The sequence below is a fragment of the Microbacterium sp. TPD7012 genome (assembly GCF_003075395.1).
Classification (GTDB): domain Bacteria; phylum Actinomycetota; class Actinomycetes; order Actinomycetales; family Microbacteriaceae; genus Microbacterium.
This window is the reverse complement of record NZ_QDFV01000002.1, coordinates 744,959-758,757: the sequence shown is the minus strand read 5'-3', so window position 1 is coordinate 758,757 and position 13,799 is coordinate 744,959. Positions and strand designations below refer to the sequence as shown.

The window sequence follows — 13,799 nt, the reverse complement described above, 5'->3', positions numbered from 1 at the left end:
GTGGCTATGGTCGCGGAGTCCCCGACCACCTGAGGAGCACCGTGTCACGCCGCATCATCCTGAACGCCTTCGACATGACATGCGTGACGCACCAGGCTCCCGGACTCTGGCGGCACCCGGAGAACCAGGCCGACCGGTACCACGATCTCGACTACTGGGTGGACCTGGCGAAGACGCTCGAGCGCGGCAGGTTCGATGCGATCTTCATCGCCGACGTGCTCGGGACCTACGACGTCTACCGCGACTCGGCCGCCACGGCGCTCGGCGATGCGGCGCAGGTGCCCCTCGGCGATCCGGTCGTGCAGATCTCCGCGATGGCGCACGCGACCGAGCATCTCGGATTCGGGGTGACCGTCGCCACGACCTACGAACAGCCGTACGCGCTCGCCCGCCGGTTCTCGACCCTCGACCACTTCACGCGGGGGCGGGTGGGGTGGAACGTCGTGACCAGCTACCTCGATTCCGCCGCACGCAACCTCGGGCTCGACACGCAGATCGCCCACGACGACCGGTACGAGATCGCCGAGGAGTTCCTCGACGTGACGTACAAGCTGTGGGAGGGGTCGTGGGAGGACGCCGCGGTGCTCCGCGACCGCGAGTCCGGTGTCTTCACCGATGCGGCGCGCGTGCACCCGATCGCACACGAGGGGCGGCACTACCGGGTCCCCGGCATCCACCTCGCCGAGCCGAGCCCCCAGCGCACTCCGGTGATGTTCCAGGCGGGAGCCTCGCCGCGCGGGCGCCAGTTCGCGGCGAAGCACGGTGAGGCGATCTTCATCAACGGGCTGCGTCCGGAGGTGACGCGACCGGTGACCGACGACATCCGCGATCGTGCGGAGACTCTCGGACGCCCGCGGGACTCGGTCAAGATCCTCACCCTGATCACCATCGTGGTCGCGGCCACCGACGAGGAGGCGCAGGCCCGGCTCGAGGACTACCGCCGCTACGTCTCGGTCGAGGGCGCCCTGGCGCTCTACGCGGGATGGACGGGACTCGACCTGTCACAGTACGACCCCGACGTCCCCCTGGAATACGTCGACACGGATGCCGGGCGCTCGGCGCTGTCGCTCTTCACCAAGGCCGATCCGGAGCGCCGGTGGACGCCGCGCGACATCGCCCACTACGTCGGGATCGGCGGCATCGGCCCCGTCATCGTCGGCAGCCCGCAGACCGTGGCGGACGAGCTCGAGCGATGGGTCGAGGTCGGCGGCGTCGACGGCTTCAACATCGCCTACGTGGTGACGCCGGGATCGTTCGAGGACATCGTCGAGCACCTCGTCCCCGAACTCCGCCGCCGTGGCCGCACGTGGGATGACTATCCCGAGGGCACGCTGCGCGGGAGGCTCACCGGCGACGGCTCTCCGGTCGTTCCGGAGTGGCACCCCGCGCACGCGTATCGGGGCGCCTACGTCGGCGGTCCCAGCGCGCTCGACGGCACACTCGGCGGCCCGCTGGTGGATGCCGCGAACGACGACCTGACCGAACTCACCGAGAAGGAGGGCGCCCGATGAGCGTCATCGCAGAGACCACGAATCGCAGCCGCTGGACGGGTACCGCGGATGCCGCGGAGCGAGCCCACTGGCGTGGAGTCGCAGAGCGTGTCGCCGACGAGCTCGCGAGCGACGCCCTGCAGCGCGACCGCGCGAATCAGGACCCCACGGTCGAACTCGACCTGCTCCGCGATGCGGGGCTGGTGACGCTGCTCGAACCGGCCGAGTTCGGCGGAGGCGGCGCGCACTGGGAGACGGCATTCCTCGTCATCCGCATCCTGTCGCGTGCCGACGCATCGGTGGCCCAGGTCCTCGCCTACCACTACATCAACTCGAGCAACATCGGCTTCGCGGCCGACCCGTCGGTGCAAGAGGCCTGGCATCGCAAGACCATCGCGGGCCGGTGGGTGTGGGGCGACTCCGTGAACCCGACCGACCCGGACCTCGAGCTGACGGCGGACGGCGACGGCTTCCGGCTCAACGGCCTGAAGCGCTTCTCGACCGGCGCATCGGCCGGCGACGTGGTGCTGGCCGCGGCGCTCGTCCGCGGCGGAGACCGCGACGGACAGGTGCTGTTCGTCGTGCTCGATCACGATCGCGAGGGAATCCGCTATCTCGGCGACTGGGATGCGCTCGGACAGCGCCTGTCCGCCAGCGGGTCCGTGCGCTTCGACGACGTCCGCGTCTCGGCAGACGATGTGCTCGGCGAGCTCGGCGACGAGCCGTTCTCGACACTGATCACGCCCGGCATCCAGCTCGCCTTCGGAAATCTGTATCTCGGGATCGCCGAGGGGGCCCTCGCGCGAGGACTCGACCTGGTGCGTGCGCGCCCCCGCGCCTGGTTCCTCAGCCAGGCCGACTCCTACCGGGACGACCCGTTCGTGCAGCGCGTCGTCGGCGAGTTCGCCTCGCGCATCGCCGCGGTCGAGGCTCTGACGGACCGCGCCGGACGCCTCTTCGACGAGGTCGTGGATGAAGGGGACGCCGTCACGGCAGAGCGCCGCGGGGAGCTGGCGATCGAGATCGCCAAGGTGAAGGTGGTGTCGACCGAGGTCGGCATCGAGGTCGCGAACCGGATCTTCGAGATCACGGGTTCGAGCTCGGCGCGCGCCGATGTCGGGCTGGATCTCTTCTGGAGGAACGTCCGCACCCACTCGCTGCACGATCCGGTCGACTACAAGAAGCTCGAGGTCGGCGCCTGGACGCTGAACGGCGAGCTCCAGCCGATCTCCCTGTACACCTGATGAGCGAGCAGACGCAGCGGCTCACCGTCGCTCGAGAGCACCTGGGGCCCGTGTTCGCCGAGATCGCGGCGGGCACGGTCGTGCGCGAGCAGGGCCATGAGCTTCCATTCGCCGAAGTCGAGGCACTGCGCGACGCCGGTTTCGGGAGGCTTCGGCTGCCGATCGACGACGGCGGCTTCGGGCTCGACTGGCCGTCGTTCGCCGAGCTGCTCATCGAGCTCGCCGCGGCGGACTCGAACCTCCCCCAGATCTTCCGGGGCCACATCGCGTACGTCGAGCACGTGCTGGCCGCGGCGCCGAGCGATCGACGATCACGGTGGCTCGACCGCATCGCCGACGGCGAGCTGGTCGGCAACGCGTGGTCGGAGAACGGCGCGGCGGCGGTCGGCACGAACGCGACACGGGTGAGCCGGCGAGCAGACGGCACCTGGCGGGTGGACGGACGCAAGTTCTACACGACGGGCAGCATCTTCGCCGACTGGGTGGACGCCACCGTCGATCTGGACGGCGAGACCGTCACCGCGCTGATCCGGCGGCACCAGGGCGGCGTGGAGATCTCGGACGACTGGGACGGCTTCGGACAGCCGCTGACGGGGACCGGCACGGCCGTGTTCACCGACGCGAGCGTCGACGAGGACGACGTCGAGCCGTTCACCTCGAGATTCCCGTATCAGACGGCCGTCTACCAGCTCACGCTGCTGGCGGTGCTCGCGGGGATCGCCGCCGCGATCGAACGCGACACGGTCGCGCAGGTGCGTGCGCGCACCCGCACCTACAGCCACGGGAGCGCGAACCGCGTGGCCGACGACCCGCAGGTGCTGCAGATCGTCGGAGAGCTGACGGCGACGAGTGCGACGGCACGTGCGCTCGTGCTCGATGTCGCCCGTGCCGTGCAGCATGCGGCGGACGTCCTGGGCACGTCCGAGACCGAGGATGCCGTGGCGGCAGCGGAGCTCGGCTCGTCGAGGGCGCAGATCGTGCTCACCGAGCTGGTCCCTCGCGCCGCGTCCCGCCTGTTCGACACCCTCGGCGCATCCGCCGTGCGATCGGGGACGGCACTGGATCGCCACTGGCGCAACGCCCGCACGGTCGCGTCCCACAACCCGTGGATCTTCAAGGCGCGCCAGCTCGGCGACCACGCGGTCAACGGACGCACTCCCGACTTCGTGTGGGCGGTCGGAGAGTCGAAGGTCGCCGTCGAGAGCGCTCTGCCGGGGTGACCTCCGGCTCTGGCGTATTCATAGCAATCCGGGCGAGACTGTCAGCATGACCTTCGCCGCGCTCCAGCCCCTCGCCGACCGTGCCGCCCTGTTCACCGCGCTCCGCCAGGACGCTCTCGCCGCCGCGGCAGACGCGCTGGGTGAGCACCGCTGGGACGCGGACATGGCCGCGGGCACCATCACCTTCACGGCGAACGCCGACCCCTCTCGCCAGCTCGTCACGCGGGCGCACCTGATCGCGACGATCGCCCCGGGGCCACGGTCGATGCTGTGGGCCTGGGCGCACCCGCAGGGCGATGCCCAGGGCATCGCCGCACAGCTGCGTTCCTACGGGGCGGAGCACGGCATCGCCGATCTCACCGCCCCCGAGGTCCCCTTCCCGGCAGACGCGGCCGCGGACGAGGCATGGATCGCCCAGGCGGCTCACGTGGTCGGCGGGGTCGCGGTGGAGCTCACCGGCCGCTCGCCCTACTACTCCGCGCCGGTGGGCGGCGGCACCCGAGCCGTCTTCCTCCTCGACGCGCCGCTCCCACCTCTCACGGTGTCCGACGCCGTCATCGCGCTCCCCCGCATCCTCTCGGGCCTGGCCCTCACCGACGCCCGCACGTCCGTCTGGGACCTCGCCCGCCTCGCCGGCTGGACCCTCACCTGGACGGATGAGGCGTTCTCCGGAGCCTCTGTCGTCGACGCCTCGGGCTCGGCGACGTTCCGCTTCGACGAGCAGGCGCGGATCAGCGGGATCGAGGGGTCGCTCCAGGCGCAGGCCTGATCCGACGCGGGCGCGGCACCTGCGGGATCAGGCCCGGTGTGGGACTCTGGTCGCATGAAGAACGGAATCGTCCGGTTCGTATCGCTGTACGTCTTCAACGTCGCGGTCCTGCTGCTCATCGGTCTGCTGCTGCGCGGAGTCTCCGTCGGATGGAACGCGCTCTGGGCCGCCATCATCCTGACGCTCGCGGCCCTGTTCGTGAAGCCGCTGCTGCGGAACGTCTTCCGACGGTCTGCCGCGAAGTCGGCCGCGGACCGCACGAAGACGGGCGAGAAGGTCGTCCAGTACGTGCTCGTGTACATCGTCGAGCTGATCGTGTGGGTGCTCACGGTGTGGCTGAGCGGCGTGCGCTCCACGAGCTTCTGGGGCTACGTCATCCCGCCGCTGATCCTGCTGCTCGGCTGGGTCGTCTACGACCAGATCGACGACAAGCTCCATGCCAAGGCCGGAGAGATCTACGACGTCGTCCAGGCGCGCGTCAAGGGCGGCGGCGCGAAGCCCACGGCATCCGCCCCTGCCCCCGAGACGCCGGAGACGACGGCCGCCCGCGACGAGCTCAAGGACGGCCTCACTCCCGAGCAGCGGCGGATGCTCGACGAACTCGGCTGACTCCGAGCCCGCTCCGATCGCGAGAAGGCACCCATCCACGGTGGAATGGGTGCCTCTCTGCGACGGGAGCTTGGGCTAGGCGACCCGCTCGGCCGCCTCGACCACGTTCGTCATGAGCAGGGCCACCGTCATCGGGCCGACACCACCCGGGTTCGGCGACAGGTAGCCGGCGACCTCGGCGACGTCGGGGTGCACGTCGCCGAAGACGAGGCTCCTGCCCGTCTCCGGGTCGCTCTCCCGCGTGACGCCGACATCGAGCACGGCCGCGCCGGGCTTGACGTCCTCGGCGCGGATGAGGTGCTTGACCCCCGCTGCCGCGACGATGACGTCGGCCTCGCGCAGGTAGCGCGGCATGTCGACGGTGCCGGTGTGCGTGAGCGTGACCGTCGCGTTCAGGTCGCGTCGCGTCAGCAGCAGACCGATCGAGCGTCCGATGGTGACACCGCGTCCGACGACGACCACGTGCTTGCCCGTGAGGTCGTAGTCGTTGCGCAGGAGCAGCTCGATCACGCCCCGCGGGGTGCACGGCAGCGGCGTGTGGATCGGTGCGTTCACGTTCAGCACGAGCCGACCGAGGTTGGTCGGGTGCAGGCCGTCGGCATCCTTCGCCGGGTCGATGCGCTCGAGGATCGCGTCGGTGTCGATGTGCTTCGGCAGCGGCAGCTGCACGATGTAGCCGTGGCACGCCGGATCGGCGTTGAGCTCGTCGATCAGCGCCTCGACGTCGGCCTGGGTGGCATCCGCGGGCAGCTCGCGCTGGATCGAGTTCATCCCGATCGCCTCGGACTGCCGGTGCTTCATGCCCACATAGAGCTGCGATGCCGGGTCGGCGCCGACGAGCACGGTCGCGATGCCGGGCGTGACGCCCTTCTCCTTCAGCGCGGCGACCCGCTCCGTCAGCTCGGCGCGGATCTCGGCAGCGGCCGCCTTGCCATCGAGGACGACAGCGGTCACTGCTGCAGGTCCGGGTAGAGCGGGAAGGCCGCGGCGAGCGCGTCCACGCGCGCACGGAGCGCCTCGACGTCGGCGCCGGGGATCAGCGCGAGCGCGATGATGTCGGCGACCTCGGTGAACTCCGCGTCGCCGAAGCCGCGGGTCGCGAGCGCCGGCGTGCCGATGCGCAGACCCGAGGTGACCATCGGCGGACGCGGGTCGTTCGGCACCGCGTTGCGGTTCACCGTGATGCGGATGTCGTGCAGCAGGTCTTCGGCCTGCTTGCCGTCGATCTCGGCGTCACGCAGGTCGACGAGCACGAGGTGCACGTCGGTGCCGCCGGAGCGCACGCCGATTCCGGCATCCTTCACGTCCTGCTGCGAGAGGCGCTCCGCGATGAGAGCGGCACCGCGCAGGGTGCGCTCCTGACGCTCGGCGAACTCGGGAGTGGCGGCGAGCTTGAACGCGGTCGCCTTGGCGGCGATCACGTGCATGAGCGGACCGCCCTGCTGGCCCGGGAACACGGCGGTGTTGATCTTCTTCGCGATATCGGCGTCGTTCGTGAGGATGAAGCCCGAGCGCGGACCGCCGATGGTCTTATGCACGGTCGACGAGACGACGTGCGCGTGCGGCACCGGGTTCGGGTGCAGGCCGGCGGCCACGAGACCGGCGAAGTGCGCCATGTCGACCCAGAGGAGCGCGCCGACCTCGTCGGCGATGGCGCGGAACGCCGCGAAGTCGAGCGTTCGCGGATAGGCCGACCAGCCGGCGATGATCACCTTCGGCTTGTGCTGGATCGCGAGCCGGCGCACCTCGTCCATGTCGATGACGGAGGTCTCGGGGTTCACGCCGTACGCGACGATGTCGTAGAGACGGCCGGAGAAGTTGATCTTCATGCCGTGCGTCAGGTGGCCGCCCTGGTCGAGCGACAGTCCGAGCAGCGTGTCGCCGGGGCGGGCGATCGCGTGCAGCACGGCGGCGTTCGCCGAGGCACCCGAGTGGGGCTGGACGTTGGCGAACTCCGAGCCGAACAGGCTCTTGGCCCGCTCGATCGCCAGCGACTCGGCGACGTCGACCTCTTCGCAGCCGCCGTAGTAGCGACGGCCCGGGTATCCCTCGGCGTACTTGTTCGTGAGCACCGAGCCCTGCGACTGCAGCACGGAGACAGGCACGAAGTTCTCGGAGGCGATCATCTCGAGGAACGTCTGCTGACGCTTCAGCTCGCGGTCGAGCACCTGGGCGATCTCGGGATCGACCTCGGAAAGCGGGGCGTTGAAGTAACGGTCGGTCATGACATGCTCCTCTGACGACGGATTCGAAGGGTGTACCGATCGGCCCAGGCGCGCGGTCGAATTCCGTGGTCAGTCGCTCCCCGGTGGTAGTCCACCCAGACGCCAGTTGCGACGGTTACGAGCATAGCGGATCGCCGCTGCACGCCGCGTCCCGCGACGACGCTGCGAGATCATCCGACCGGTACCACGTGGACGTCGGCATGGGCGCCCGGGACCGTGGCGAGTTTGCGGTCGATCGTCAGCACCCTGGCCTCGAGCACCTCTCCCAGCGCAAGGTACGCCGCATCGTAGGCCGCGGCATTCATGGCGAGGTCGGCGACTCTCCCGAGGAGCGGCGACACCGGAAACAACACCAGCTCCATCCGCTGAAGCAGCGCAAGCTGTCCATGAAACTCCGCATCGGTCGTCAGACGGGCGAGACGCAGCCCTCGAAGGGCGTTCGCGACCTCCGTCGGACCATGCGCGGGCATCGCCCAGTCACCATCACCCATCATGACCTCACGCACCTGCTGTCCTCGATCACCGAGGTCGGTGATCGCCTCGACCAGGGCCGAAGCGTCGAGAACGATCACGAATCGGCTGGCGTGCCCAGCACGTCCATGATGCGTTCGTCACGTTCGTCCCGGCCTTCGCGGATCAGCTCCGCGATGCGGTCGGAGGACATCTCTCCGGAGACCGGAATCGGCACCATCGCACGGAGGAACTCACGGTTTCTCGACTTCCTCGCCTCGACTTCCAGGACTTCGCGGAGGAACACCTGCAGGGATTGCCCCCGCTCGCGCGCTGCGCGCATCAGATCGTCTCGGATCCCGTCCGGCACGTCGCGCACTTGAATCGCCACCATGCGACGGATATTAGCATGCACATTTGCATGCACGGTCTGTGATCTCAGCATGGGGAGACGGTAGCGGGGGAGGACGCATCGCCGCGGAGGTTGTCCACAGAATCGATTCGACCTCCACCATTCCGCTGGATGCTGCCGCCGGGTAGGTTTTGTTCATGGTCTTTACCCATTCCCTTCCGCTCGTGCCAGCGCCCGTGTCCGCCACCGCAGGAGAGGGACGGATGCCGATCACCGCGACGACGCGTGTGCTCGGCCCCTCCCCCGCCGCGACCCAGCTGATCGAGGCGGTCGAGCGACGCAGCGGCATCCGCCTTCCTCTCTCGGACGCGGCCACGGCCGACATCGAGCTCCGCGTCGACCCGGCCGTGGCCGCCGCCGAGGGCTACACGCTCTCCGTCGGCGACGGCGCGGTCGTCGTCGGCGCCGACGAGGCCGGCCTGTTCTACGGCGTGCAGACCCTGCTGCAGCTGTTCCGCGAGGACGAGAGCGGATGGGGCTTCCTGCGCTCCGAGGTGCAGGATGCTCCGCGGTTCGGTCGTCGCGGCGTCATGCTCGACGTCGCCCGGCACTTCTTCGACGTGGCCGAGGTGAAGACCTTCATCGACAGCACCAGTGCGCTGAAGTTCAACCACCTGCACCTGCACCTGAGCGACGACCAGGGCTGGCGCATCCACATCGACTCGTGGCCGCTCCTCACCGAGCTCTCCGCCGCCACCTCGGTCGACGGCCACCCCGGCGGCTTCTACACGAAGGACGACTACCGCGAGATCGTGTCGTACGCGGCAGAGCGCCACATGATCGTGATCCCCGAGATCGACCTGCCGGGCCACACGCACGCCATCGGCGTCGCCTACCCCGATCTCGTCGAGGCGCCGGTGCTGAACGACGGCCTCGTCGCCGAATCCGCGAGACTCGGGCAGCCGCTGCCCGTCGCCGGGGAGACGTACCTGGGCTGGGGCGTCGGCCACTCCAGCGTGCGCATCCACGAGGAGCGCACCTACGAGTTCGTCCGCGACGTCGTCCGCGAGCTCGCCGAGCTCACGCCCGGACCGTACATCCACGTCGGCGGAGACGAATCGCTCGGCACCCCGCAGGCGGACTTCGACCTGTTCGCCGAACGCGTCACCGCCATCGTCTTCGACGAGGGCAAGACGCCCGTCGCCTGGCACGAGATGGGCTCAGCTGCCGAGATCGCCGAGGGAACGGTCGGCCAGTACTGGGGCAAGACGACGCCGGAGGGCACCCACGCCGAGGAGGCGACCCACTTCGTCGAACGCGGTGGCGCGCTGATCATGTCTGCCGCCGACGTCGCCTACCTCGACATGAAGTACTCGGAGGACTTCCCCCTCGGACTGACCTGGGCGGCGATCATCGACGTCCGCTCGGCCTATGAATGGGAGCCGACCGCGGTACTCGAGATCCCGGATGCCGCCATCCTCGGCATCGAGGCTCCGCTCTGGTCCGAGACCACGCGCACGCTGAGCGACGTCGAGAAGCTCGTCTTCCCGCGCGCCGCCGCGCAGGCGGAGATCGCATGGTCGCCGAAGGAGGCGCCCGACCGCGTCTGGTCGTCGTTCCGCGAGCGGCTCGGCTCCCTCGCCCCGCTGTGGAAGGCTGAGGGAGTCGATTTCCACCCCGCCGACGAGATCCCCTGGAGCGAACGTTGAGCATCCACTCCTCCGCGACCGGCTCGCTGGTCATCCATTCCGCCCGCATCGTCGACCGCGGCGAGATCGTCGAAGACGGCTGGGTCCGCTTCGCGGACGGCGAGATCGTCGGACGCGGGACGGGGACGACCTGGGAACCCGCGGATGAGACGATCGACGCCGCCGAGCTCGCCGGCCCCGGCGCCGTGCTCACCCCCGGTTTCGTCGACATCCACGGGCACGGCGGAGCCGGAGCCGCGTTCGACGACGGCGTGGAGGCCATCCGCACCGGGCGCGCCCTGCATCGCGCTCACGGTACGACCCGCGCGGTGATCTCGCTCGTGACGGCACCCCTGGACGATCTCGCCCGCAGCGTCGCCACGATCGCCGACCTCATGGAGATGGATGCCGACATCCTCGGCACGCACCTGGAGGGTCCCTTCCTCGATCCCGCCCACCACGGCGCCCACGAGCCCTCGCTCCTCAGGGCACCGGCGGCCGATGATGTCGCCCGCCTCCTCGAAGCCGGGCGCGGCACCGTCCGTCAGGTGACGATCGCCCCGGAGCTGCCGGGCGGACTCGACGCGATCCGACAGATCGTCGCCGCAGGCTCGGCAGCGGCGGTCGGCCACACGAGCGCGGATGCGACGATGGCGGTCGCCGCCTTCGAAGCGGGCGCATCGATCCTCACGCATGCGTTCAACGCGATGCCGGGCATCCACCACCGCGCACCCGGTCCCGTGCTCGCCGCCGCGGCGGATCACCGCGTGATCCTCGAGGCGATCGCCGACAACGTGCACCTCGATCCTCACGTGATCAAGCTGATCTTCGACTCCGCTCCGGGACGCGTGGCACTGATCACCGACGCGATGGCCGCCGCCGGCAGCGCCGACGGCCATTACGACCTCGGCGCCGTGAGCGTCACGGTCGAGAACGGCGTGGCCCGCGCCGACGACACCGGCTCGATCGCGGGCTCGACCCTGACGCAGGACGTGGCGCTGCGCCGAGCGGTCGATGCGGGTGCCGTGCTGCCGGAGGCCGTTCGAGCACTCACCGAGACGCCGGCGCGGGCGATCGGCCGCGACGCCGTGCTCGGCAGCCTCCGCGCCGGCATGACCGCGGATGCGGTGCTGCTGGATGCAGAACTGCGCGTCGCGCGTGTCTGGGTGGGACCGCGGCTCCGCTGACAGGAACCGCATCTCGCGACGACGCGCAGCTCTGAGCACTCCGGTCGATCCGATGATGGGGCGGGAGGCCGCCTCTCCCCAGATCGGCGGCCTCATCCCCTCACAGAGAGGGGGGCCGAGAACTCCTCCCCCGAGGCTCTCGACCCACCCAGCCGGTGCAGTTGCCCCTCGCACCAGCGCCTGAACTCCGCCCCCCGGTGGAATTCGTACGGCTGTCTCTATGGGATGAGACGACGCCGACGCCGATTCATTACGCGACTTCTCAGATTTTCCTGGATTCTTTTCTCGACGATCCGGGGAAATTAGTCCAGACCTGGGATTTATCCACGCAAAGAATCTGCCGGCGAGATCCCGCCGAGGGGTGGCCAAGCTGGGAGATCCGGGAGAGAATGGAAAGACGCGTGATGAGATCCACTCTCGCGCGTCTCTTCCTGTGGAGGCGTTCCTGCGCCCCAGGAGCGATGGATGACAGTGCACGAACAGAACTCACACCACGACGAACCGATCGGCGACGCCGACCTGATCCTCCGCGCCCGCTCGGGCGACACGGAGGCCTTCGGTGAGCTCTGGCGACGCCACTACCCGTCCGGCCTGTCCGTCGCGCGCTCCATCACGTCGTCGATCGACCCCGACGACCTCGTGCAGGAGTCGTACACGCGCATCTATCAGGCGATCATCAAGGGCGGCGGCCCGAACGGGTCGTTCCGCGCCTACCTGTTCACGAGCATCCGCAACACGGCGGCAGCATGGGGCCGGTCGCGTCGGGAGACCGCGATCGACGAGCTCGACACCGTCGCCGACCCGGACACCACCGACCAGGCAGCCAACGAGGCACTCGATCGCAGCCTGACCGCGCAGGCCTTCCGCAGCCTTCCCTCCCGCTGGCAGGAGGTGCTCTGGTACACCGAGATCGAGCAGATGAAGCCGCAGGAGGTGGGCCCGCTCCTCGGCATGAAGTCCGGCGCCGTCTCGCAGCTGGCCTTCCGGGCCCGCGAAGGTCTTCGTGAGGCGTGGATCCAGGCTCACCTGCGCAGCGCCGCTGAGGGGTCGGACTGTCAGTGGACGATCGAGCACCTCGGCGCATACTCGCGGGGCAACCTCGGCACACGTGATCACAAGCGACTCGAGCTCCACCTCGACGAGTGCGCACGCTGCATGATCGTCGCCGCCGAAGCGAAAGACGTGTCGAAGCGGCTCGCCCTCGTCCTGCTGCCTCTCGTGCTGGGCGTCACCGGCGCCGCGGGGTACCTCGCCACGCTGCAGGGCGGCGGAACGCCGATCGTCGCTCTCGCCGCGATGCCCTCGAGCATCCCCGGCAGCGTTTTCGCCGGCGACCCCGGCGCCGCTGCCCTCGGCGCGGGCGCCGGCAGCGGTGCAGCCGGTTCGAGCGGCACGGCGGGCGGCGGCGCGGGTGTCGCGACCGGTGCCGGCACCTCCGGCGGCGTGCTCACCGGGATGGGTGCCCTCGTCGGCGCGGGCTCGGCTGCTCTGGTCGTCGCCGGCGTCGTCGCCGCGGCGACGATCATCCCCGGCCTGGCGGGCGCCGATCCATCGACCTCCCTCCCCAGTGCCGCCGACGCGGACTCGTCGTCGATCACGTCCGACGTCGGACCCGACGCGTCGCTGAACCTCGAAGAGCCGGTCGTCATCGCGCCGGTGACGAAGCCCGACGCGACGCCGCCCCCGCCGGCGGATGAGACCGCGGTGCGGTCGACTCCGGAGCAGAACGGCCCGGTCGTCGCCCCGCCGGCGCCTCCGGTGACGGCTCCCGACCCGGAGGACGACGTCGATCCCACGGACCCGACGGACCCGACGGACCCGACGGACCCCACCGATCCGACCGATCCCACGGACCCGACCGATCCCACGGACCCGACGGACCCCACCGATCCCACAGACCCGACCGATCCCACGGACCCGACCGATCCCACCGATCCGACAGACCCCGGAGTGCCGACCACCGCGCCCTCCTGGTCCGCCGCCACGATCTGGTTCGAAGGTCTGCGCATCCACTACAGCGTGCCGATCACGGGCGTTCCCGGAGCGACCGTGGAGGCGCTGCTCGACGGGAGCCGTGGCGGAGGAGACGAGATCGTTCTCGACTCCCTCGGCCAGGGAACGATCGATCTGCGGCCCGGTCTGGCCCAGCTGGTGTTCGCATCAGACACGACGGTGACCTTCCGCTACGTGCTCGCCGACGGCATCGGCCCCTCCGCCGACACGACGTTGCGCGCACTGGGCAATCCCCTCCTCGTCGACGCGGATGCGGCTCCGGTCGCGGAAGCCACGCCCCTCGACGACAGCGCCGCAGGCGTCCCTGCCGGAGAGCCTGTCGAGACGGCCGCCCCGGTGGAGGTCGCCCCCGCCTCGGCGGAGGAGGCTCCGGCTCCGGTCGAGACCGATCCCGCCCTTGTCGAGACGGAACCGGGCCCTGTCGAGACGGAACCTGCCCCTGTCGAGTCCGCACCCGCGGTCGTCGAGCCGACACCGACCGTCGACGCCGTCCTCGCCCCGGTGGACGAGGCCCTCGCCACGACCGAGGGGTCCGCACCCGCCGAATAGACT

The 13,799-nt window shown here is 69.9% G+C and carries 12 protein-coding genes and 1 riboswitch; of the genes, 8 read left to right on the top strand and 4 right to left on the bottom strand.

Going from position 1 to position 13,799, the window contains the following annotated elements; genetic code table 11:
* Window positions 1-41: 41 nt before the first annotated feature.
* From DC434_RS07600 to DC434_RS07580, 5 genes are read left to right on the top strand one after another with little or no spacing between them, the layout of a single operon-like run.
* On the top strand, window positions 42-1,511 hold the full coding sequence (locus tag DC434_RS07600) for an LLM class flavin-dependent oxidoreductase (protein ID WP_116634657.1): 1,470 nt from the start codon (window positions 42-44) through the stop codon (window positions 1,509-1,511).
* The gene (locus tag DC434_RS07595) at window positions 1,508-2,734 is read left to right on the top strand and encodes an acyl-CoA dehydrogenase family protein (protein WP_116634656.1); all 1,227 of its coding nucleotides are present in this window, start codon (window positions 1,508-1,510) and stop codon (window positions 2,732-2,734) included. Before DC434_RS07600 ends, DC434_RS07595 begins: the two co-directional genes overlap by 4 nt.
* Entirely contained in the window at window positions 2,734-3,954 is a 1,221-nt protein-coding gene (locus tag DC434_RS07590; protein ID WP_116634655.1) for an acyl-CoA dehydrogenase family protein, read from the top strand. The genes DC434_RS07595 and DC434_RS07590 overlap by 1 nt, the downstream gene beginning before the upstream one ends.
* Before the next feature lie 46 nt (window positions 3,955-4,000).
* Window positions 4,001-4,723: a DUF6882 domain-containing protein gene (locus DC434_RS07585; protein ID WP_116634654.1), complete on the top strand. Its 723-nt coding sequence runs from the start codon at window positions 4,001-4,003 to the stop codon at window positions 4,721-4,723.
* A 54-nt stretch (window positions 4,724-4,777) separates the two neighbouring features.
* Window positions 4,778-5,332, top strand: a complete 555-nt coding sequence (locus tag DC434_RS07580; RefSeq protein WP_116634653.1) for a hypothetical protein — start codon at window positions 4,778-4,780, stop codon at window positions 5,330-5,332.
* 75 nt (window positions 5,333-5,407) lie between these two features.
* Here the strand turns inward: DC434_RS07580 and DC434_RS07575 are convergent, their stop codons facing one another.
* From DC434_RS07575 to DC434_RS07560, 4 genes are all read right to left on the bottom strand, one after another.
* Entirely contained in the window at window positions 5,408-6,286 is an 879-nt protein-coding gene (locus DC434_RS07575) for a bifunctional methylenetetrahydrofolate dehydrogenase/methenyltetrahydrofolate cyclohydrolase (RefSeq protein WP_116634652.1), read from the bottom strand.
* Window positions 6,283-7,557 carry a serine hydroxymethyltransferase gene (gene glyA / locus DC434_RS07570; RefSeq protein WP_116634651.1) on the bottom strand — a complete coding sequence of 425 codons (1,275 nt, stop codon included), beginning with the start codon at window positions 7,555-7,557 and terminating at the stop codon, window positions 6,283-6,285. Before glyA ends, DC434_RS07575 begins: the two co-directional genes overlap by 4 nt.
* Window positions 7,558-7,592: 35 nt before the next feature.
* A riboswitch (ZMP/ZTP riboswitch) is annotated at window positions 7,593-7,677 on the bottom strand.
* A gap of 50 nt (window positions 7,678-7,727) precedes the next feature.
* On the bottom strand, window positions 7,728-8,129 hold the full coding sequence (locus tag DC434_RS07565; protein ID WP_116634650.1) for a PIN domain-containing protein: 402 nt from the start codon (window positions 8,127-8,129) through the stop codon (window positions 7,728-7,730).
* Window positions 8,126-8,452 carry a hypothetical protein gene (locus tag DC434_RS07560; protein WP_133192790.1) on the bottom strand — a complete coding sequence of 109 codons (327 nt, stop codon included), beginning with the start codon at window positions 8,450-8,452 and terminating at the stop codon, window positions 8,126-8,128. The genes DC434_RS07565 and DC434_RS07560 overlap by 4 nt, the downstream gene beginning before the upstream one ends.
* 104 nt (window positions 8,453-8,556) lie before the next feature.
* On the opposite strand from DC434_RS07560, the gene DC434_RS07555 reads away from it, so the two are divergent.
* The 3 genes from DC434_RS07555 (at window position 8,557) to DC434_RS07545 (ending at window position 13,796) form a co-directional block, all read left to right on the top strand.
* The gene (locus DC434_RS07555; RefSeq protein WP_116634648.1) at window positions 8,557-10,068 is read left to right on the top strand and encodes a beta-N-acetylhexosaminidase; all 1,512 of its coding nucleotides are present in this window, start codon (window positions 8,557-8,559) and stop codon (window positions 10,066-10,068) included.
* Window positions 10,065-11,234, top strand: a complete 1,170-nt coding sequence (gene nagA, locus DC434_RS07550; protein ID WP_116634647.1) for an N-acetylglucosamine-6-phosphate deacetylase — start codon at window positions 10,065-10,067, stop codon at window positions 11,232-11,234. Before DC434_RS07555 ends, nagA begins: the two co-directional genes overlap by 4 nt.
* A gap of 465 nt (window positions 11,235-11,699) precedes the next feature.
* On the top strand, window positions 11,700-13,796 hold the full coding sequence (locus DC434_RS07545) for a sigma-70 family RNA polymerase sigma factor (RefSeq protein WP_116634646.1): 2,097 nt from the start codon (window positions 11,700-11,702) through the stop codon (window positions 13,794-13,796).
* Window positions 13,797-13,799: the final 3 nt, after the last annotated feature.